Source organism: Bacillus sp. XT-2 (assembly GCF_025696525.1).
GTDB lineage: Bacteria > Bacillota > Bacilli > Bacillales > Bacillaceae > Bacillus > Bacillus halotolerans.
Window position 1 is genome coordinate 129,958 of record NZ_JAHVOC010000007.1, and the last position, 19,215, is coordinate 149,172.

The following is a 19,215-nucleotide window of genomic DNA, read 5'->3' on the forward strand; positions in this document are numbered from 1 at the left end:
TACGCGGCTACCGCGTATGGCTTTTTTTTAAGCACCCTTCTGATTCGGATTCGGTTCAGTTTTTTTACCAAATAAACTTTCTTTGACTGGATTTGAACCTGCTCTTTTTACAAACAGCGGATTGAGAATGATTACAGCGATGATATTGGCGGACAATCCCCAGAAACCTTCATAAATGCCGTGTGCAGATTGAGTGATATACACAATAAACGTAACCGCAAGGCCGGCTAATAATCCGATCACTGTCGCCTCTCTCGTTTGGTTCTTCCAGAATAAGCTGACGGCAATCGCGGGGAAGATCTGCACCATACCGGAAACGCCTAAAAGCTGAAGTGTTACTAAGGCAGTCGGGAACAGCATTCCAAATAGTAGAGCAAGACCGATCACGACAAACACCATGGAACGTGTAATAAGGGTCAGTTTGCTTTGTGACACATTTGGATGGATCAAGTCACGGTATAAGTTATTGGCAAATAAATTCGATGCTCCGATAGCCATGATCGAACAAGGGATCAATGAAGCTAGGGCGATAGTGGCATATGCAAAACCTTGTGCCACGCCGCCGTAAGACGTCTGAATCAGATGCAGCAGCGCCAGTCTTGGATTTGTATCTTCCGGCAGCACAAGAAAAGCGATAAAACCAAGGAAAATAACTAAGATTAAAACGATGTTATAAAGCGGCAAAAACATGCTGTTTTTTCTAACTGCATCGGCACTTTTCGCCGTAAATACACCTGTAGCGGCATGCGCCCACATAAAAAGTGCCAAGGCGGATACAATAGATGCTGTAATAAACCAAGGGATGCCTTTTGGGCCCTCTGTCGGTATCGTCAGCATTTGCGGCGCTTCCTTCACCAATGTATCAATCATCGGCGTCCAGCCGTTGAAATGAATAAGAGGGAGGGAAACGACCATAAACAGCATAATCACCCATACTAAAATATCTTTAATAATGGCTGTAAAAGTAGGCCCTTTAATCCCGCTGAAAAACGTGTAAAGAGCAACTAGAATAAATGAGATGATGACAACAAACTTTACGTTGATATAGCCGGTTCCCGCCACCTGAAGCGTATCTTGAATTCCGCTAAGCTGAAGACAGATATATGGGATAAGCATCAGGACACCGACAATTGCAACGAGACTTGCCAACAGCTTGCTGTCAAAACGTTCCCGCGCATAATCAGCGAGAGTTGTTAATTTGTGAATTTTCGCAACTTTCCAAAGTTTCGGCAGGAAGAAATAGGCGATAAAATAAGCCAATACGGAGTAAGGAATTGCAAAAAACGCAACACTTCCGCCTGTGTAAGCCGTACTGGTCAGGCCTAAGAAAGTATATGCCGTGTAAAGGTCAGCGCCAACTAAAAACCAAACGAGAAGGCCTCCAAAACGTCTGCCGCCGACAGACCATTCTTCCACCGAGGTTCGCGATGATTTGTCTCTCCCGGCGAGAAATCCGATACAGACAACAGTTAATACGATAATAGCCGTAATCATAAGTGCAGTGAGATTTCCTTGCATCATTCAATTCCTCCATCTTTTTTTTGCACCAGGTAAATGCCAAACGAACATACCGGCGTAATGATAATCCACAGCAGCAGCCAAAAATGGAAAAAAGGAAGGCCGAAAATAATCGGTTCGATTCGATTCACAAACGGCAAAAGTGCAAGCTGAATGAATGGTAAAATGATGAGTATAACAATAAGTGCTTTTTTAACCATTTACTTTCCTCCTGAAAGATGATAATGCTCACTATAATAGCAGTTGTAAGATAAGATCACAAGATAATTATTAGAAAAAAATGATTTTTTCAATTATTTAATTAAGTCACATGGTTTGCATCCTGCACATTATAGGTTTAAAATAATAAATATCTCGAAATCAAGATAATTTAGGAGTGAAAAGATGAAAACAGAAGGATTGCATCATGTCACAGCATTTGCCAGAGATCCGCAAGAAAATTTGCGATTTTATACAGAAGTGCTCGGGCTTCGGCTTGTCAAAAAAACAGTGAATTTCGATGACCCGGGAACATATCATTTTTACTTTGGGAATCAAAATGGAGATCCAGGGACCATTATTACCTTTTTCCCGTTCCAAGGAAGCGGGCAGGGAACGGTAGGGAAAGGCCAAGCCGGCCGAATTTACTTTTCAGTCCCTAAAGGCTCTCTGGCTTTCTGGAAGGAACGCCTTCAAAATAATGGACTGAATGCAGAGGAGAAAATGCTATGCGGGGAACACGCTCTGATCTTTGATGATACAGAAGACCTTCCGTTAGCAATCATGGAAGCCGGCGAAAGCGGAAAAAGCGAGTGGACACCTGACGGTATTTCAGAACATGAAGCCATCACCGGAATGAGAGGCGTGCTGCTGTACTCCTATGATCCGCAAGCAACGATTCAATTGTTAGAGGAAAGCTTCGGATACAGCAAAGTAGCGGAAGAAGATCAGATCGTTAGACTGAAATCCGCAGCGGCTGTCGGAAACGTGATTGACGTTCATTTGCAGCCGGAAAAAAGAGGCGTCGGAGGTTATGGAACAGTTCATCATATAGCGTTTCGGACAACGAGTGAGGAGCAGGCTAAATGGCAGCCGCTTATTGCTGAAAAACATCTCCCTTCATCAGAAATTCTGGACAGGGAGTATTTCACATCAATTTATTTCAGGGAAAAAGGCGGCATTTTATTTGAAATTGCCACAGATGAACCAGGCTTTATGACAGATGAAACGTTTGATGAGCTGGGGACATCCTTAAAGCTGCCTGAATGGCTGGAGCAACACCGCAAACAAATTACAGATATTTTGCCTGAATTGTAGGAGGGGACATGATGAAGCATATTTTTGAAAAAGGGACATCTGATAACGTCTTACTGCTGTTACATGGAACCGGAGGAAATGAGCATGATCTCCTTTCATTGGGCCGTTTTATAGATCCGGATGCTCATTTGCTCGGCGTCAGGGGATCAGTGCTCGAAAATGGAATGCCGCGCTTTTTCAAACGCCTCAGCGAAGGTGTATTTGATGAAAAGGATCTCGTTGAGCGGACAAAAGAATTGAAAGATTTTATCGACGAGGCGGCACAAACGCATCAGTTTGACCGGAGCCGAGTGATTGCAGTCGGCTACTCAAACGGCGCAAATATCGCAGCGAGCCTGCTTTTTCATTATGTGGATGTTTTAAAGGGGGCTATTCTGCATCATCCTATGGTGCCGATACGGGGGCTTGAGCTTCCCAATATGACAGGGCTTCCTGTTTTCATTGGGGCGGGAAAATATGATCCGCTTTGCACAAAGGAAGAATCGGAAGAGCTTCACCGCTGTTTGCTTGACAGCGGGGCATCTGCTTCAGTTTTTTGGCAGGATGGGGGCCATCAGCTCACACAGCATGAAGCTGAACAGGCTCGCCAATGGTACAAAGATACGTTTCAATAAAAAAACCTTAGTCCGTGTTTATCCGGACTAAGGTTTTTCTTAGATTTACAGCCAAGTTGATACTTTTGATAGAGGCAAGCGGTTGCTTTGGTGTGCAGGTTTCACTGCTTTCCCGATAGAAATAAGCATAACCGGAACATAGCGCTCGCTGATATCAAATTCCTTTTGGAACTGCTCCTTATTAAATCCTCCGATTGCGCAGGTGTCATAACCTTTCGCTTTTGCGGCAATCATAAGCTGCATAGCAGCCAATGAAGCATTTAAGAAAGCGGAATCGCGTGCGAACTGTTCACTTTGGTAAGCACCGTTAATTTGGCCAAGAAGCGTTTGTTTGATTTCATCCGTGATGAAACCTTGGTTTGCCAGTTCAGCGTAAACGTCTTCACCGTTTTCATTCGCTTTTAGATCGCCTAAAATGGCAACGACAGCAGAAGATTCAACAATTTGTTTTTGATTATATGCTACAGGCAGAAGAGCCGCTTTTGATTCATCGCTGTGGAAAACTGTAAAATGCCAGTGCTGCAGATTCCATGCAGAAGGCGCTTTAGTGGCGAGCTCCAAAAGATCAGTCAGTTCCTCTTTAGAGATCGGGGCATTCGTATCATATTCCTTAACAGATGCCCGTGCTTGCAAAATGTCCAGAGTATCAGTCATAATGTTTCCTCCTTCGGGTAAACGTGGTATGATAATAGAAAAGTTAGAAGCTTACTAAATGTAACTTGAAAGATAATTTTAATGGATCAGTGAATACTTGTCAAACAATAGATGAAGGGATGAAGACTAGTGGGAAATACAATGTGCCCTAAAATGGAGTCAGCTTTCTCATTGCTGGGAAAACGATGGAACGGTCTGATCATCCATGTACTAATGGATGGGCCGAAACGATTTAAAGAGATAACGGAAACCATACCGATGATCAGCCAAAAAATGCTGGCAGAGCGCCTTAAAGAGCTAGAGCAAAACGAAATTGTTGAACGCCGGGTTCTTCCCGAGACACCGGTAAAAGTGATCTATACGCTGACTGAAAAAGGAACCGCGCTGCAAGCCGTATTTCAAGAAATGCAAGCGTGGGCCGATCAATTTTGTGAGCCTGGTGTTACAGTGTGCGAAGAAGAGAAATAATGGAAAGAAACAGAGCATCCGCAGAAAGGGTTTGTTTCAGTGAGAAAGTCATGTAAGTGGGTCATACCGTTTACATGACTTTTTATTTTAGGAGCCATGTTATGAATCAGCTTTTATTTTACATATATAAAAAGAGATGTTAGGATGATGTCAACATACAAAAATAGGAAAGGGTCCTTCCGTGAAAAAGTTACTAACAGCTATCCTGTTGTTAATGGGAATCATCATTTATCTTGTTGTTCAAATCAGCAAACCGGAACTCTATCTGCCTGAATTTTATATATACGATCAAAACCCTGTCAGCTTTCATTGGAATTACATAGGCATCGAAACTGGTTATAAAAAGGGAGACCCTGATTCTATCCACCAAATCTGGATCACACCGTTATATTTCGTTTTGCTGGCTGTTTTCATTCTGGTTATTTCTGCTTTTTTGAAAAAGAAATAAAAAAGAGAGGTCTTGAATAAGGATCTCTCTTTTATTATTTCATTGACTGGCCATTTGCTAAGTGTAAAGCAGATGAAGAAGTTTCACCATCTTATAACTTACCATTCAAAAATTGTGCCTCGCCGAGCCCGAAACTCCAATCAGCATCACCGTTTTCCGTAATGGAAACCATTAGGTCTTCCGGGGAAATACCGCATTCTGCTTCTAGTTTTTCAGCCAGCAAGGCATATAATTTCTCTTTTTGGCTCTTTGTTCTTGTTTTACTTGTAATGCTGATCACGATCAAATCCTTGCTTCTATGAAATCCTAATCCGGTATCGTGAATCACGAGCTCATTCGCGGGATGCTGGTGCACAATTTGATATCGGTCACTCTCCGGCACGCCAAACGCTTCTACCATTGCTTGATGAGCAGTGTCTAATAGCGATTGTAATGCTTTTTGATCACGGCCTTCTATCAGATCGAAACGTAATAATGGCATTTGAATTCCTCCTTTTGTGACACTGATTTTATCAGCATGTTATCACATTGTTTTGTTATCTGAAGCCAATTGATAGATAAAAACATAACATATAACCAATAATTGATCAATATATAACTACATTGTTATCTGACAGCCTATGAAATCATAAATATTACTGGCAGTAATTGATTAGGAGGTTAGTATGAAAATAATAGTTGATCAAAAGATGACAATTATATCACCACGAAGATCCTATTTCGTTTAAATGAAAGCGTTTTCTAATAACATCCGGAGATATTGTCAAAAACAACATGAAAAAATAGAGGTTAGCCATGCCGATTTTTATCACTGTTGCCGGGGTTTTTATTTTGTTATTTCTGACGGCGTGAGCATGAAGGAAACGTTTCAAACATGGACGCTGCTCACAACGGTCCTCTCGGTACAGGACTGGGCTGTGTTTTATTGGCCGGATTATTTTTGTAATAATGCTTTATCAGTAAAAATCCAATTTAACAATAGCCCAATCGTTTTTCTTCCTGGATGAATATCTTATATATAGGCAGACATAAAGGAGGAAATAATCATGTACCCTCAACACTCATATTATCGCGGGAACCCAGGTCCGGCCGGATACCCGGAACGAAACCCTTTTTTGTTTGGCGCTCCTTTAGTCGGCGGTTTATTAGGCGGTTTTCTTGGGAGTGCTCTTTTTAATTATCCGCGTCCCTATGCGTATCCGCCTGTTCCTTACGGTTACGGAGGTGCGCCATACGGCCCCGGGGGACCGTATGGCGGAGGTTATCCCGGTTTCTATTAGCAAAAACGGCCTGCACAGAAGCAGGCCGTTTTTTATCGCATAATTTCTACCTCGGACATATTGTAGTCCTGCTGTTTATGAAACATGACTTCCAGATGGCCGTCTTTATATACGGCTTTCGTTCCTTTCCGTTTGACAAGACAGGGAAGATTTACTTTTTTAGGATGAGTCAAACCCGGGAAATGTTCAATCAGTAATGTATGTGATGTATGTTTAATTTTGAGCTGTTCCAGCTGGCTTTCGCTTACTGAAACCTTTACAAACACATGGTCTGCTGTTTCGAATATATCTATATCAGGTTCGGTGCGCTTTGTTTTTTCTTTAGTCGGGAGAGGATCGCGAAATGGAAATTGAGCCGCGTAATCACTTCCGAACACACTTTCCATTACACTGTTTACATAATGCTCAACCTCTTTTGGATCGGCCTTTTTTAATGCTTCCTTGGAAAATTGATTTTGGAAAGGAAAGTACTTGTTCCACTCAAACATCTTCGTCACACCTTTCTTCACGGACAAAATAGTATATGCCTGCTCGATCTTTCACGTGATATAATATAAGATGCTCTAAAGAAAGGCAGGGACAAAATATGCATCATTCAGAAACAAAAAAAGGTGTTCTTTACACAGCCGTTTCCTTTACGATGTGGGGGCTGTTTCCGCTCTATTGGAAGCTTCTTGAACAGCTCCCGGCACTTGATATTTTAGCTCACCGTATCATTTGGTCTTTTGTTTTTATGTGTATCGTGCTTTTTTTCTTGCGTCAATGGAAAACGGGGTGGCATGAGCTGCGGTCTTTAAAAAAGAACGGAGGCATACTATCTTTATTTCTCGCTTCAATTCTCATTTCGGTTAACTGGTTTGTATACATATGGGCTGTCAATCATGGATTTCTGCTAGAAGCAAGTCTTGGCTACTACATCAATCCGCTTGTGTCAGTTCTTCTCGGCATTTTGTTTTTAAAGGAAAAGCTGAATCGCCTTCAATTGGTTGCAGTTTCTATTGCGGCAGCCGGCGTTATTATTTCTGCGTTTCAATACGGCTCCATTCCGTACATCGCGCTGCTGCTTGCATTCAGCTTTGGCTTATACGGATTTACCAAAAAAAGAACAAGTCTTTCAAGCGCTATCGGTTTAACGCTGGAGACATTCATGATTATGCCGATTGCATTGGGGTATTTGCTGCTTAGCGGCCATATTCAGCCTGCGGGTGCAGAAAGCGGCGGGGCATGGGTGCTTCTCTTTTTTGCCGGTGTGTTTACCGCGCTGCCGCTCTTATTGTTTGCTGAAGGGGCGAAGCGGCTGCCGCTGTATCAAGTCGGTATATTACAATATATTGCACCGACCATCACCTTGCTGATCGGGCTGTTCATTTACCATGAGCCATTTTCAAGCTCGAAGGCATTTACCTTTGCCTGTATATGGGCTGCATTAGTCTTGTTTACGTTTTCACAAGTGAAATGGAAACGGGCATCAAAAAGCCATTGAGCCTTTGGCTTTTCAGTTTGAGTATATATTATGTATAATCATTTCATGTATGTAAGACATAAAGGAGCAGGACGATGGACAATGATATAGAAATAGTAAAAGCATACGTCTCGCTATGGAACAGCCGCTCTTTCTCAAACGAAGATGCAGAAGCGGTTACAGAGGCAATTGATCTTGAGCTCTTGGATAAGAGAACACATCCGAGACTCCGTAAACCTATGCTGGAAAAATATTATGCCGCTATACAGCGCATTGTGAATTCTCAGCTGGAACCGGCTGTCAAATATCAACTGGTCAAATTACATACAGAACGCGTACAGTATTTAAAAGAAGAAAGAGGGGAGCAATTATGAAAGCAATCATAAAAGAAGATGTGCAAGCATCTTTAGAACGATATGCGGACCGCCCTGTATATATCCATTTAGAAACCACAACCGGTTCTTACTCGGCACATTTAAATGAAAAAAACATGACGGTTGTTGCTTATATACGCAATGCGAAGGTAACCTATCATCAAGCTAAAATCAAAGGGAGCGGGCCTTACCGGGTCGGCTTAAAAACAGAAGAGGGCTGGATTTATGCTGAAGGCCTGACTGAGTACACAGTGGATGAAGAAAACCGCTTATTAATGGCAGGACACTTGCCGGGCGGGAAACTGGCTATTTCACTTCAAATCAGTGAAAAACCGTTCACAGTTTAAAGAAAAGGGTGAAAAAATAATGAAAGAACACGTGCTTGTAATCCTGCCTCACCCTGATGACGAATCATACGGTGTGGCGGGTCTGATTGCTTTAAACAGAAAAAAAGATGTGCCCGTTACATATGCTTGCGCTACGTTAGGCGAAATGGGCAGAAATATGGGAGATCCATTTTTTGCCAATCGGGAAACCTTGCCATTATTAAGAAAACAAGAGCTTATCAACGCCTGCAAAGAAATGGATATCAATGATCTGCGAATGCTCGGACTTCGTGATAAAACGCTTGAGTTTGAAGACGATGAATATTTAGCTGATATCATGGAAGAAATCATAGATGATGTAAAACCAAGCTTAATTGTCACATTTTATCCGGGACATGGCGTGCACCCTGACCATGATGCATGCGGGGAAGCGGTCATCCGGGCATTGTACCGCAAAAAGAAAGAAGACCGTCCGCGCACACTATGCATGGCTATTACACGCAATAGGGAAGAGGTGCTTGGCGAAGCAGACGTCGTACTTGATATCAAAGAAGTGGCAGATATTAAAATGAACGCGTTAAGAGCTCATCGCACCCAGACGGAAGGTATGCTCCGAGAGCTTGAGGAAAAACTGAAAAACAATGAACCTGTTATGGCAACATGGTTTGAAGAAGAAGTGTATTGGACATATCAATGGAATGATTAAAAAAAGGTATAAGGCCCTTGAGGGGACCTTATACCTTTTTTAATTTCAAGTCAGATGCAATCGCTGATGCAAGAGTAGATCTCAGTGAGATGTCCTCAAAAGACAAACCGAGCTGAACCGCGGTTTGCGCAATTTCCGGGCGGATCCCCGACAATGTGGATGAAACGCCGATCAAACGCAGCGCCTCAATCAGACTGAACAGCTGGTGGGCAACCATGGTATCAATTACCGCTACTCCGGACAAGTCAATGTAAAGCTGCGTCACCTTTTTTTTCGCACATTGATTCAATGTATTTTCCATGATCAATTTAGCGCGGACGGTATCAATATCACCGATTAACGGAAGCAGTCCCACACTGTGGAACAGCACGATTACCGGGGCGCTCAATTCAGTGATCATATCCTTTTGGGCTTGAAGCTGAAGGCTTGTGTTTTTGTACATTTCTTCTATAAAAATATGAATCACAAGATCAAACGCCTTAATAAGGGTGTGATACAAATCCTCGGCTTCTTCGCTTTTCACGGTATCCTGATTGATATGAACAAAGTCCTTCACATAGGAAATATACAAGTCTCTCACTCTGACAAACTCACGGATAATATAGTGGATAGGCGTTTTTAAATGCTCTTGATCCTGGGTGACTTCAAATGCCCAGGCTTTTAGAATGGGCAAGTAAACCTCTTCTTCATCTATAAAGATACGGCTGATCTTATAATTGAAAGCAAGATTCTGGCTCTTTAAATTTTTAATGACGGCCGGGTCTGTTGATGCATAGATTGAATTCGGATCAGTTTCCTCGATTGTTTCATACCATGTAGAACTTATTTCTTCTGCATGCTGAGACAGATACTCATATAATTTCTGATTTTGTGCCATGTCATATCACCTCTTTTAAAATTCCTGCTTCAATAAATAACGCTTCTGCAGTTTAACCAGCCTGAAAAACAGCCCGACTGCTCCTGCCGCTAGCCCTGCAATTAACCCGATCCAATAACCGAACGCGCCAAGTTCTGTAAACGTGCCGACCGCATAACCGACAGGAAGGCCGATAACCCAATAAGAAATAAAAGCGGCTGCAAGTGTATAATTGACATCTTTATATCCTCTGAGGGCGCCCTGAATAGGTGCTGCCACAGCATCGGAAAGCTGAAAAAACAGCGCGTAAATTAAAAAGTGCTGCGTTAGCCGGAGGACATCCTGATCAGAGGTGTACATACCTGCGATTTGCTCTCTGAATAAAAGGATACAGGCAGCTGTTAACAAAGAAAAGCCTACTGCCATCATGATGCCGATAAAGCTGTAAGAGCGAGCGTCTTTAAAACGAGCTGCTCCGGCCTCAAACCCGACAACTATCGTTAAAGCCATGGACACGCTGAGCGGCAGCATATATAAAAGTGACGCAAAGTTCATGGCGGCCTGATGGGACGCGATGGTTACTGTATTGAAATGGCTCATCAGCAAAGTGACAGCCGCGAAGATGCTCGTTTCAAAAAACACGGCAAACCCGATGGGCAGTCCGATTTTCAGCATATTTTTGCACGCTTCCCAAGAGAACTTATACATGGTAAGGAAAATGCCATATTCAGAAAACGGCGCTGCTTTGTGAATGATGATAAAACTGATGATACAGATGCACCAATATGTAAGCGCTGATGCAATTCCGGCGCCGACTCCGCCAAGGGCAGGCATGCCGAATTTTCCGAAAATAAATACGTAGTTTAACACAAAATTAATCGGCAGTGAACATAGTGTAATCATCATGGTCACTCGTGTTTTTCCTAATGAGTCAATGAACGATCTCAAAACGGTGTAAACAAATAAAGGAAAAATCCCCAAAGATAAAAACCCTAAAAAGTGCTTAGCAATGTCATATACGTGAGCCTCAAGGTTCAATCGGGACAGAACAGGATCAACTATTCCATATCCAACCGCTAAAACGGCGATGCTTAGAAGCGCGGCCACATATACAGCCTGTAAGACAGTAAAGGGAATTTGTTTGGTTTTATCAGCACCTAATAGCTGTGCGACAATCGGGGTGACAGCCATTAATATACCTGCCAGTCCAGTATAGACAGGCGTCCAAAGACTTGATCCAATGGCCACACCGGCTAAATCGGCGGCGCTGACTTTCCCTGACATCACCGTATCTAAAAAGGTCATGAGAGAAAGCCCCGCCTGAGTGATTAAAATCGGAATTAAAATGTGCAAAAGCTGTTTTATCTTTTGTCCGGCGTTTTTGGTTTCTTTCATACATTGATCCCCGTTTCTTTATCATAACGAGAGAAATTATAACATTTTATGTATAAAAAGCAATGAACGCCTGGCCTATTCTTTTTTTGACGGTTTCGTTTTTCTAAACATTTGGGCATAAATAAAAGAAAGCGAAATAACGCCTAAAAAGGTGCAGATATATTGAATGATTCTTTCCATTTCCATTCTTTACATACCTCCTTTACCAATAGAATGTACATCAATAAGATAAGCATGCGTGCAAAGTTGAAAATATGAAAAGGAGATGAAGGCCCATGCATTACGAACAGATGACAGAAAGTGTATTCACGGCAAAGATACAATCGCATTTAGAACAGATATTAGGGGATGCTTCTCTTATTTTGAAAACGTTACACGAAAAAGATCAATGCCTCCTTTGTGAATTGGATGACTTGGGACGTATTTTTGAGAATATGCACGGCATTGCCTCATCCTTTTATTTGCAATCATACATTGAACAATTTACACCGTCATTTGTGGAACTGGCCAAGGCGATTAAAAATTTATCGGAAAATAAGCATGGCGCGTTAATTGTCATTGAAAGGGCAGACCCGGTTGACGAATTTATTCAAAAAGGAACATCGCTGCATGCAGAAATCAGTGCTTCATTAATTGAAAGCATCTTTTTCCCGGGAAACCCTCTTCATGACGGCGCTTTATTAGTGAGGGATCATACACTCGTCTCAGCCGGAAACGTTCTCCCGCTGACGACACAAGAAGTGGATATTCATCTGGGAACCAGGCACCGGGCGGCTTTGGGGATGTCTGGATATACAGATGCGCTTGTGCTGGTTGTTTCTGAGGAAACAGGCAAGATGTCGTTTGCGAAGGACGGTGTGTTATATCCGCTCATCTCACCGAGAACATAAAAATAAACAAAAGGACCCGAACAGCTTTCGTCTCATGAGACAAAATGACTGGAATAGAACTCTTTTTTAAAAGCATTCATGTCATACTGAATGCTTTTTTTCTTGAAAATAGAAAGTCGGGAAATGTAACCTAGTATAAAAGTTATATTGGATTAATATTAATAAAGTTAAATACTTTACCTGATTTTGTATTTATAGTACTGTATAAAATATTACATAAATTTTAATGGAAGGGTGTGCCGCATGACTAATGTATTAATGGTCGGTTTTCCGGGAGAGGGCCATATTAATCCGTCTATCGGTGTAATGAAGGAGCTGAAATCACGAGGAGAAAACATTACTTACTATGCAGTAAAGGAATATGAAGAAAAAATCACTGCGCTTGATATTGAATTTCGTGAATATAACGATTTTAGAGAAGAATATTTCGGAAAAAACGCAACTGGTAATGAGGAAAGAGATTTTGCCGAAATGATATGCGCCTTTTTGAAAGGGTGTAAGGACATCGCCACCCATATTTATAATGAAGTGAAAAACGAATCATATGATTATGTCATATATGATCACCATTTCCTGGCCGGTAAAATCATTGCCAATCTGCTGAAGCTGCCTAGATTTTCATTATGTACGACCTTTGCGATGAATGAGGATTTTTTAAAGGGAATGATGGACACCTTCAATAGCAGACCATTTGAAGACTCACCTTATTACGAATCCTATCAGCAGCTCGCAGAAACCTTAAATGCCGAGTTTCAAGCGGGAATTACCAAGCCGTTTGACGTTTTTTCGTCCGATGGAGATTTGACGATTGTCTTTACGTCAAGAGAATTTCAGCCAATGGCTGAGCAATTCGGAGAAAATTATGTGTTTGTTGGTCCTTCAATTGCAAAAAGAGCCAAAAGCAATGACTTTCCATTCGATCAGATTGACAATGAAAACGTGCTGTTTATTTCTATGGGAACCATTTTTAATAATCAAAAAGAGTTTTTCAATCAATGTCTCGAGGTGTGCAAAGACTTTGACGGAAAAGTTGTGCTGTCCATTGGGAAACATGTTAAACAAAGTGAGTTAAACAATATTCCTCACAATTTTATTGTCCGCCCGTATGTGCCGCAGCTTGAAATCCTGAAAAGAGCCAGTTTGTTTGTCACCCACGGCGGAATGAACAGCACAAGCGAAGGGTTATATTTTGAAACACCGCTCATTGTCATTCCGATGGGAGCCGATCAATTCGCTGTCGGAAAACAGGTGGAGCAAGTAGGTGCGGGGAAAGTGCTGAAAAAAGAACAGCTGTCTGAAAACCTTCTGAAAGAAACCATTCAAGAAGTGATCAGCAATCCTGTTTATGCTGAGAAAGCAAAAGCAATTGGCCAGTCACTGAAAGCAGCAGGCGGTGCTGAAAAAGCTGCCGACAGCATTCTTGAATATGTTAAACACAATACTCAATCAGCTAACGCATAGTAATACAGCCTGTTCATTTGAAATGGACAGGCTTTTAACTGTTTCGGAAAGCTGGGCAGAGTTGCAGTCAGAAGAAGGGATTTGACACTTTGATAGAGAATTGAAAGAAAAACAGACAGGAAAGGAGGAAAATCTGCTTCTTTCATCAGCATAAACCAATCATTTTACCCCCGCTTAAATAGTTCCTTAGACTTTCGATAAACCTATACAAATTATGTAAAGTATTAGGTGTTTATCTAGAGTTTTAAGGTCGAACGAAGCTGAATTTGCTGCCGGATCTATAAAAATTTGTTTATAACGCTAAAAAAGTGACGATAAAACGTATGTGTGCCATTTTTGGAAACAGAATACTAATTATTTCTGTTTGTCTCATAAAAAGTTTAGGAGGTTAAATGAATGAAAAAGAAGATCGTAGCCGGCTTGGCTGTTTCCGCAGTTGTTGGGTCATCGATGGCAGCAGCACCCGCGGACGCAAAAACGATAAAGGTGAAAAGCGGTGACTCTCTTTGGAAACTTTCGCGCCAGTATCATACGAGTATTTCAGCACTGAAATCCGAAAACAAATTGAAATCGTCAATGCTTTATGTCGGCCAAAGCCTTAAAGTTCCTGAAAGCAGCAAAAAAAGCAAAACATCCTCATCAAACTCAAGCAAAACGTCAACATACACCGTAGCATATGGTGATTCCTTATGGATGATTGCCAAAAATCATAAAATGAGTGTTTCAGAGCTTAAAAGCTTAAACAGCCTGAGCAGTGATTTGATTCGTCCCGGCCAAAAACTGAAAATTAAAGGGACAAGCAGTTCAAATGGTTCGAATGATTCGAATGGGCAGAAAAAAAGCAACGGTTCAAATTCTGCAGGCTCATCAAAAAGTACATATACTGTAAAGCTTGGTGATTCTCTGTGGAAAATCGCAAACAGTCTAAATATGACGGTGGCAGAATTGAAAACCTTAAACGGCTTAACATCAGATACGCTTTACCCTAAGCAAGTATTAAAAATAAAAAAAAGCAGCTCATCCAATAGCGGTAGCGGCGGTTCAAAAAAACCGTCAAACTCAAATTCTTCAAAAACAACTACATACAAAGTGAAATCGGGTGATTCGTTATGGAAGATTGCGAATCAGCTGGGCGTCACTGTGCAAAGTATCCGTGATAAGAACAATTTGTCTAGTGATGTTCTGCGAATCGGACAGGTTCTCACCATTTCAGGAACGACTAAATCAAATAATTCCAATAAGACAGTCCCGAAAGACAAACCAGGATCAAACGTTCAAATAGGAACAAAGATTGACAGAATGATAACGGAGGCAAAAAAATATGTCGGTGTTCCGTATCGCTGGGGCGGAAATACGCCTTCCGGTTTCGATTGCAGCGGCTATATTTATTACCTCATTAATAAAGTATCATCTATTTCAAGGCTGAGCACGGCAGGGTACTGGAATGTGATGCAAAAAGTCAGCCAGCCGTCAGTCGGAGACTTTGTTTTCTTTACGACGTATAAATCCGGACCGTCTCACATGGGGGTTTACTTGGGCGGCGGCAATTTTATTCATGCAAGCTCCGACGGTGTGGGCATTTCCAATCTCAGCAATTCGTATTGGAAACAGCGCTACCTGGGCGCACGAAGCTATTTTTAAACTTTGAGCATCGACATTAGACAGACGGGGCGTTTGGGCAGGACGTCCTGCTGCCCTAATGTAAAAGCCTTTTAAAAGGCTTTTTTTAGTTTATATCGGAATATGATTGACCAGACTGTTAGAAAAAACAAGGGGGGAGACAGCATGAATCGTTTCTTGCTCCTTATCGTGCTGGCGGCACTGGGTCTTGCGGGATGCAGTCAGGAAATACCTCCCGATCATCCGCGGCGGGTACCGGAAAAAAAGGTAATAGAAACCTCAACGTTTCGCCATCAGATTCAGCTGGTCAATAGAGAAGGCAAAAAAGTCGGGTTTATTGAAATAAAAGAGTCAGAAGACGAAGGGCTCGATTTTCACATCTCAGCACACAGCCTGACACCTGGGGCTTCACTCGGTTTTCATATTTATGAAAAAGGATCATGTGTCAGGCCGGATTTTGAATCCGCGGGCGGACCCTTTAATCCGCTGAACAAAGAACACGGCTTCAATAATCCGATGGGACATCATGCCGGAGATCTTCCGAATCTTGAGGTCGGCGCAGACGGGAAAGTAGATGTTATTATGAATGCGCCTGAAACCTCTTTACAAAAAGGAAGCAAATTGAATATTCTCGACCAGGATGGCAGCGCGTTTATTATTCATGAACAGGCTGACGACTATTTGACGAATCCGAGCGGAAATTCAGGAGCGCGAATTGTCTGCGGAGCGCTTTCTGGCAATAACGAGAAACAGTAATATAGCGGGAGCCCTTTTGTATTGAGCATACAGGGGCTTTTTTAGTATACTCGTTAATGGAATACGAATAGGAAAGGAAACCTGTCTATGACATCTCAATTGCAGCACTTAACATTGCCGGAAGATATACAAAATAAGCTTTTATCATATAAAAGCCAGCCGATTTCTCCAGAATTTCAATCGCTTATCGGGACATCAGGCTATGAGGCGGAGGATGAAGCCATTTTATTCGATGCCATTATCGCATTAGCGATGGGGAAAAATATCCTGTTAAAAGGACCTACAGGCTCAGGTAAAACTAAGCTGGCAGAAACATTGTCCAGCTATTTTCATAAACCAATGCACAGTGTCAACTGCTCAGTTGATTTGGATGCTGAAGCGCTGGTCGGCTATAAAACCATTGAAAATCAATCTGGCCAGGCGACGATCGAGTTTGTCTCGGGACCTGTGACAACGGCCATGAATGAAGGCCACTTTCTTTATATAGATGAAATTAATATGGCAAAACCGGAAACCCTGCCAATCTTAAACGGTGTATTGGACTACAGAAAAATGATGACAAATCCGTTTACAGGAGAAGTCGTTAGGGCAAAAGAAGGGTTTGGAGTCATTGCTGCCATCAATGAAGGCTACGTCGGAACCGTTCCGCTGAATGAAGCGCTTAAAAACCGTTTTGTCATCATTGATGTGCCTTATATTAAAGGTGAGCTGCTGAAACAAGTACTCATGTCTCAGTCTGCCCTTCATGATGAGAAATTGATAGACCGGTTTATCACGCTGTCTTCTGATCTGATCGTTCAGGCCAATAACGGGCAGGTGTCTGAAGAAGCGGCATCCATCAGAGCTTTAATTGATACGTGTGATTTAGCCGCTTATATTCCGCCGCTACGCGCCATCGAACGCGGAATTGTAGAGAAGCTTGACGATGACCGTGAAAAGGCGGCGGTCCGAAATATCGCAGAAACTCTGTTTGAATGAGGGATGTGCGATGAAATTTATCAAATTTAATGACAGCACAATTGACTCGTTTTTATTTATGATGCTGACCGATTTGGCCAAAACGCTCACCAAAAGTGAGGCAGTGGAAGTGGAGTATGGCGTTCAGTCCTACTACAACCCATTTGAAAAAAAAATCTACATGAGCCACTTTTGGAAGGACAGAGCAGCTGAAGATATGGAAGCAGGTCTCAAAAGCGATGTCTACCTTCGATCAGTCGGAACAAAATACAGCTCGCTGCAAGAGTTTGCGAGCCTTTTGGATTATATCCAGCACAATCTTACGTACAAAAGCTTTGCCAAACAGCTGTTTATGCTGCTTGAGGACATCAGAATTGAAGAATGTATCAAACACGAGCGTCCTGGTACAAAGCATGTATTTGCAAAACGAAAAGACATGTACAGAAAACATTTCTCCACGCAGCTGACTTTAAATTTAGAACGAAGCATTTTTACGGATGCGCTCTTTTGCGCCATGTATGTCAAGCTGACGGCGGAATCGCCACTGGAAGCCATCCCGTCTATGCGTGATGATATTGATCTGATGCGTCCGTTTATCGAACAGCAGCTCTTGCGTGTGTATGAAGCTGATTCTACACTTCACGTTCTGAAAATTGTCGAAGATATCATGGACGGACTTGAAGAGGTGCTTGATAAAGACATGCTAAATACCTACTTCTTCTTGCCTGAGTTAGATTATGCAAAAGCTGCCGAGCAGCCGTTATTTGAAGAAGAGAAAAAAGCGCCGAAGCTGAGTGATGACATAACGCTTCCGAAAAAGTCAGACGGCGATGAAGATATTCACGATGAAGAAATGCCGACTTGGCACCGTGAAACAGAAGCGCCGTCTAAAAGCTTCCTTCAATTTGATATTGAACACGGCGCAAAATCCGATTTAGGAAAAGATGCTTCTCGTGAAGGGGACGATGGAGACCAGGCCCTCGGCTCTGTTCAAGGTTCAGCCAGACAGACAAAACGAAAAGACTATTCCAAACTGGAAGCGCTGGAGTCCAAAAAAGACCAGCCGAACGGTGCGGGTCTTGCCGACGGAAAGGAAAATAAATTCGCGTTTGCGATTTATAAAGAACCGCAGCCTGCAACACAAGATGAAGAGCTTTCTTATAAACAGCAGGCAAAATCGATCGAATCGTATCAGAAGCGTTTGAAACAGATGATTCAAAAAACGCTTGAACACAAAAAAACGCTGCCAAGGACTGACCTTCACGCGGGCCGTCTGAACAACAAGCTTCTCCGTTATTTTACGGAGCGGAATCCGCGTCTTTTTTACAAAAAACAAGAGCCTTCTTCAGAAATTGATGCTGTTTTTACATTGCTGGTCGACTGTTCAGCAAGCATGTTCGACAAAATGGATGAAACGAAGAGGGGAATCGTATTGTTTCACGAAGCCCTGAAGTCGGTAGCAGTCCCGCATCAAATTGTCGGTTTCTGGGAGGATACAAACGATGCGACCGAAACGAGTCAGCCGAACTATTTTAATACGGTAATTCCATTTCAGTCATCCTTAAGACAGGCGGCGGGACCGGCGATAATGCAGCTTGAACCTGAGGAAGACAACCGTGACGGCTATGCGATCAGGCAAATGACGAAAAAAATGCTGCAGCGGAGCGAGGCGCAAAAATTCTTAATCGTGTTCTCTGACGGAGAGCCGGCCGCATTTGGTTATGAGCAAAATGGAATTGTCGATACAAGTGAAGCGGTTATCGAAGCTCGAAAAAGAGGAATAGAAGTCATAAATGTTTTTCTCTCCAACTCGGAAATTGAAGAATCACAAATGAAAACGATACAGGATATGTACGGGAAGTTCAGTATATTTGTCCCGGATGTCGATCAGCTTCCGGATGTACTGTATCCGCTTCTTAAAAAACTGCTCCATAAAAGCATAGGATAACCCTTTATTCTATGCTTTTTGGCGTTTCTTTTTTTAAATGATTAAATTTTTTGTTTTTTATAAAGGTTTTTTACTATTTTGTGAACAATCAAGGTAGAATCAAATTGCAAACAGTGGTAAAATATCGTTGGAAGCGTTTTTATTACATAATTTTGGACACAGCGTTCGAAAGTTATTTTAAGATAG

22 protein-coding genes and 1 pseudogene are annotated in these 19,215 nt (G+C 42.2%); 16 read left to right on the forward strand and 7 right to left on the reverse strand.

The window, feature by feature from the left end; translation table 11 throughout:
- Positions 1-27: 27 nt before the first annotated feature.
- Both KXD37_RS17745 and KXD37_RS17750 read right to left on the reverse strand, forming a co-directional pair.
- Entirely contained in the window at positions 28-1,518 is a 1,491-nt protein-coding gene (locus tag KXD37_RS17745) for a sodium:solute symporter (protein ID WP_263463405.1), read from the reverse strand.
- On the reverse strand, positions 1,518-1,718 hold the full coding sequence (locus tag KXD37_RS17750; protein ID WP_044155515.1) for a DUF3311 domain-containing protein: 201 nt from the start codon (positions 1,716-1,718) through the stop codon (positions 1,518-1,520). Before KXD37_RS17750 ends, KXD37_RS17745 begins: the two co-directional genes overlap by 1 nt.
- A gap of 184 nt (positions 1,719-1,902) precedes the next feature.
- Here KXD37_RS17750 and KXD37_RS17755 point away from each other — a divergent pair, with 184 nt between their 5' ends.
- Both KXD37_RS17755 and KXD37_RS17760 read left to right on the forward strand, forming a co-directional pair.
- Positions 1,903-2,814: a ring-cleaving dioxygenase gene (locus tag KXD37_RS17755; protein WP_188323058.1), complete on the forward strand. Its 912-nt coding sequence runs from the start codon at positions 1,903-1,905 to the stop codon at positions 2,812-2,814.
- Between the two features lie 11 nt (positions 2,815-2,825).
- Entirely contained in the window at positions 2,826-3,428 is a 603-nt protein-coding gene (locus tag KXD37_RS17760) for an alpha/beta hydrolase (protein ID WP_188323809.1), read from the forward strand.
- Between the two features lie 45 nt (positions 3,429-3,473).
- Here the strand turns inward: KXD37_RS17760 and KXD37_RS17765 are convergent, their stop codons facing one another.
- Positions 3,474-4,082 (reverse strand): nitroreductase family protein, encoded by a 609-nt coding sequence (locus KXD37_RS17765; RefSeq protein WP_024121749.1) that lies wholly within the window; start codon positions 4,080-4,082, stop codon positions 3,474-3,476.
- Between the two features lie 129 nt (positions 4,083-4,211).
- Here KXD37_RS17765 and yodB point away from each other — a divergent pair, with 129 nt between their 5' ends.
- The gene (yodB, locus tag KXD37_RS17770; protein ID WP_024121748.1) at positions 4,212-4,550 is read left to right on the forward strand and encodes a transcriptional regulator YodB; all 339 of its coding nucleotides are present in this window, start codon (positions 4,212-4,214) and stop codon (positions 4,548-4,550) included.
- A 181-nt stretch (positions 4,551-4,731) separates the two neighbouring features.
- Positions 4,732-4,998, forward strand: a complete 267-nt coding sequence (locus KXD37_RS17775; RefSeq protein ID WP_024121747.1) for a hypothetical protein — start codon at positions 4,732-4,734, stop codon at positions 4,996-4,998.
- Between the two features lie 91 nt (positions 4,999-5,089).
- Here the strand turns inward: KXD37_RS17775 and KXD37_RS17780 are convergent, their stop codons facing one another.
- On the reverse strand, positions 5,090-5,479 hold the full coding sequence (locus KXD37_RS17780; RefSeq protein ID WP_024121746.1) for a tautomerase family protein: 390 nt from the start codon (positions 5,477-5,479) through the stop codon (positions 5,090-5,092).
- Positions 5,480-5,843: 364 nt separating this feature from the next.
- Here KXD37_RS17780 and KXD37_RS17785 point away from each other — a divergent pair.
- Together KXD37_RS17785 and KXD37_RS17790 are read left to right on the forward strand one after the other, a co-directional pair.
- Positions 5,844-5,944 (forward strand): annotated as a pseudogene (locus KXD37_RS17785) (transporter); the annotation flags it as partial.
- A 100-nt stretch (positions 5,945-6,044) separates the two neighbouring features.
- Positions 6,045-6,278 carry a hypothetical protein gene (locus KXD37_RS17790; RefSeq protein WP_044155524.1) on the forward strand — a complete coding sequence of 78 codons (234 nt, stop codon included), beginning with the start codon at positions 6,045-6,047 and terminating at the stop codon, positions 6,276-6,278.
- Between the two features lie 32 nt (positions 6,279-6,310).
- Here the strand turns inward: KXD37_RS17790 and KXD37_RS17795 are convergent, their stop codons facing one another.
- Complete coding sequence (locus KXD37_RS17795; RefSeq protein WP_024121742.1) at positions 6,311-6,766, reverse strand: Hsp20/alpha crystallin family protein; 456 nt, start codon at positions 6,764-6,766, stop codon at positions 6,311-6,313.
- A gap of 98 nt (positions 6,767-6,864) precedes the next feature.
- Between KXD37_RS17795 and rarD the strand changes: the two genes are divergently transcribed.
- The 4 genes from rarD (at position 6,865) to bshB2 (ending at position 9,146) form a co-directional block, all read left to right on the forward strand.
- On the forward strand, positions 6,865-7,761 hold the full coding sequence (gene rarD / locus KXD37_RS17800) for an EamA family transporter RarD (protein WP_024121741.1): 897 nt from the start codon (positions 6,865-6,867) through the stop codon (positions 7,759-7,761).
- 74 nt (positions 7,762-7,835) lie between these two features.
- Positions 7,836-8,114, forward strand: a complete 279-nt coding sequence (locus KXD37_RS17805) for a hypothetical protein (protein WP_106021292.1) — start codon at positions 7,836-7,838, stop codon at positions 8,112-8,114.
- A complete protein-coding gene (locus tag KXD37_RS17810; RefSeq protein WP_010334594.1) occupies positions 8,111-8,461 on the forward strand; it encodes a YojF family protein in 351 nt (116 codons plus the stop codon). The genes KXD37_RS17805 and KXD37_RS17810 overlap by 4 nt, the downstream gene beginning before the upstream one ends.
- 19 nt (positions 8,462-8,480) lie before the next feature.
- Positions 8,481-9,146, forward strand: a complete 666-nt coding sequence (bshB2, locus tag KXD37_RS17815; RefSeq protein ID WP_024121739.1) for a bacillithiol biosynthesis deacetylase BshB2 — start codon at positions 8,481-8,483, stop codon at positions 9,144-9,146.
- A gap of 28 nt (positions 9,147-9,174) precedes the next feature.
- Here the strand turns inward: bshB2 and KXD37_RS17820 are convergent, their stop codons facing one another.
- Positions 9,175-10,023 carry an STAS domain-containing protein gene (locus tag KXD37_RS17820; RefSeq protein ID WP_095713111.1) on the reverse strand — a complete coding sequence of 283 codons (849 nt, stop codon included), beginning with the start codon at positions 10,021-10,023 and terminating at the stop codon, positions 9,175-9,177.
- Between the two features lie 15 nt (positions 10,024-10,038).
- Positions 10,039-11,397, reverse strand: a complete 1,359-nt coding sequence (locus KXD37_RS17825; RefSeq protein WP_095713110.1) for an MATE family efflux transporter — start codon at positions 11,395-11,397, stop codon at positions 10,039-10,041.
- Positions 11,398-11,672: 275 nt separating this feature from the next.
- On the opposite strand from KXD37_RS17825, the gene cdaS reads away from it, so the two are divergent.
- From cdaS to KXD37_RS17855, 6 genes are all read left to right on the forward strand, one after another.
- Positions 11,673-12,287 (forward strand): sporulation-specific diadenylate cyclase CdaS, encoded by a 615-nt coding sequence (cdaS, locus tag KXD37_RS17830; protein ID WP_103671810.1) that lies wholly within the window; start codon positions 11,673-11,675, stop codon positions 12,285-12,287.
- Positions 12,288-12,530: 243 nt separating this feature from the next.
- On the forward strand, positions 12,531-13,748 hold the full coding sequence (locus tag KXD37_RS17835; protein ID WP_188323056.1) for a macrolide family glycosyltransferase: 1,218 nt from the start codon (positions 12,531-12,533) through the stop codon (positions 13,746-13,748).
- A 396-nt stretch (positions 13,749-14,144) separates the two neighbouring features.
- Complete coding sequence (locus KXD37_RS17840) at positions 14,145-15,389, forward strand: LysM peptidoglycan-binding domain-containing protein (protein WP_254517532.1); 1,245 nt, start codon at positions 14,145-14,147, stop codon at positions 15,387-15,389.
- Between the two features lie 144 nt (positions 15,390-15,533).
- Entirely contained in the window at positions 15,534-16,124 is a 591-nt protein-coding gene (locus KXD37_RS17845; RefSeq protein WP_151175088.1) for a superoxide dismutase family protein, read from the forward strand.
- An 87-nt stretch (positions 16,125-16,211) separates the two neighbouring features.
- A complete protein-coding gene (locus KXD37_RS17850; RefSeq protein ID WP_010334584.1) occupies positions 16,212-17,102 on the forward strand; it encodes an AAA family ATPase in 891 nt (296 codons plus the stop codon).
- A 10-nt stretch (positions 17,103-17,112) separates the two neighbouring features.
- A complete protein-coding gene (locus KXD37_RS17855; protein WP_106021284.1) occupies positions 17,113-19,029 on the forward strand; it encodes a vWA domain-containing protein in 1,917 nt (638 codons plus the stop codon).
- Positions 19,030-19,215: the final 186 nt, after the last annotated feature.

What these genes read in the sequence shown, in the direction of transcription:
- KXD37_RS17745 (WP_263463405.1), bottom strand. Translation starts at nt 1,518, where the DNA reads ATGCAAGGAAATCTCACTGCACTTATGATTACGGCTATTATCGTATTA.
- KXD37_RS17750 (WP_044155515.1), bottom strand. Translation starts at nt 1,718, where the DNA reads ATGGTTAAAAAAGCACTTATTGTTATACTCATCATTTTACCATTCATT.
- KXD37_RS17755 (WP_188323058.1), top strand. Translation starts at nt 1,903, where the DNA reads ATGAAAACAGAAGGATTGCATCATGTCACAGCATTTGCCAGAGATCCG.
- KXD37_RS17760 (WP_188323809.1), top strand. Translation starts at nt 2,826, where the DNA reads ATGAAGCATATTTTTGAAAAAGGGACATCTGATAACGTCTTACTGCTG.
- KXD37_RS17765 (WP_024121749.1), bottom strand. Translation starts at nt 4,082, where the DNA reads ATGACTGATACTCTGGACATTTTGCAAGCACGGGCATCTGTTAAGGAA.
- KXD37_RS17780 (WP_024121746.1), bottom strand. Translation starts at nt 5,479, where the DNA reads ATGCCATTATTACGTTTCGATCTGATAGAAGGCCGTGATCAAAAAGCA.
- KXD37_RS17790 (WP_044155524.1), top strand. Translation starts at nt 6,045, where the DNA reads ATGTACCCTCAACACTCATATTATCGCGGGAACCCAGGTCCGGCCGGA.
- KXD37_RS17795 (WP_024121742.1), bottom strand. Translation starts at nt 6,766, where the DNA reads ATGTTTGAGTGGAACAAGTACTTTCCTTTCCAAAATCAATTTTCCAAG.
- rarD (WP_024121741.1), top strand. Translation starts at nt 6,865, where the DNA reads ATGCATCATTCAGAAACAAAAAAAGGTGTTCTTTACACAGCCGTTTCC.
- KXD37_RS17805 (WP_106021292.1), top strand. Translation starts at nt 7,836, where the DNA reads ATGGACAATGATATAGAAATAGTAAAAGCATACGTCTCGCTATGGAAC.
- KXD37_RS17810 (WP_010334594.1), top strand. Translation starts at nt 8,111, where the DNA reads ATGAAAGCAATCATAAAAGAAGATGTGCAAGCATCTTTAGAACGATAT.
- bshB2 (WP_024121739.1), top strand. Translation starts at nt 8,481, where the DNA reads ATGAAAGAACACGTGCTTGTAATCCTGCCTCACCCTGATGACGAATCA.
- KXD37_RS17820 (WP_095713111.1), bottom strand. Translation starts at nt 10,023, where the DNA reads ATGGCACAAAATCAGAAATTATATGAGTATCTGTCTCAGCATGCAGAA.
- KXD37_RS17825 (WP_095713110.1), bottom strand. Translation starts at nt 11,397, where the DNA reads ATGAAAGAAACCAAAAACGCCGGACAAAAGATAAAACAGCTTTTGCAC.
- cdaS (WP_103671810.1), top strand. Translation starts at nt 11,673, where the DNA reads ATGCATTACGAACAGATGACAGAAAGTGTATTCACGGCAAAGATACAA.
- KXD37_RS17835 (WP_188323056.1), top strand. Translation starts at nt 12,531, where the DNA reads ATGACTAATGTATTAATGGTCGGTTTTCCGGGAGAGGGCCATATTAAT.
- KXD37_RS17840 (WP_254517532.1), top strand. Translation starts at nt 14,145, where the DNA reads ATGAAAAAGAAGATCGTAGCCGGCTTGGCTGTTTCCGCAGTTGTTGGG.
- KXD37_RS17845 (WP_151175088.1), top strand. Translation starts at nt 15,534, where the DNA reads ATGAATCGTTTCTTGCTCCTTATCGTGCTGGCGGCACTGGGTCTTGCG.
- KXD37_RS17850 (WP_010334584.1), top strand. Translation starts at nt 16,212, where the DNA reads ATGACATCTCAATTGCAGCACTTAACATTGCCGGAAGATATACAAAAT.
- KXD37_RS17855 (WP_106021284.1), top strand. Translation starts at nt 17,113, where the DNA reads ATGAAATTTATCAAATTTAATGACAGCACAATTGACTCGTTTTTATTT.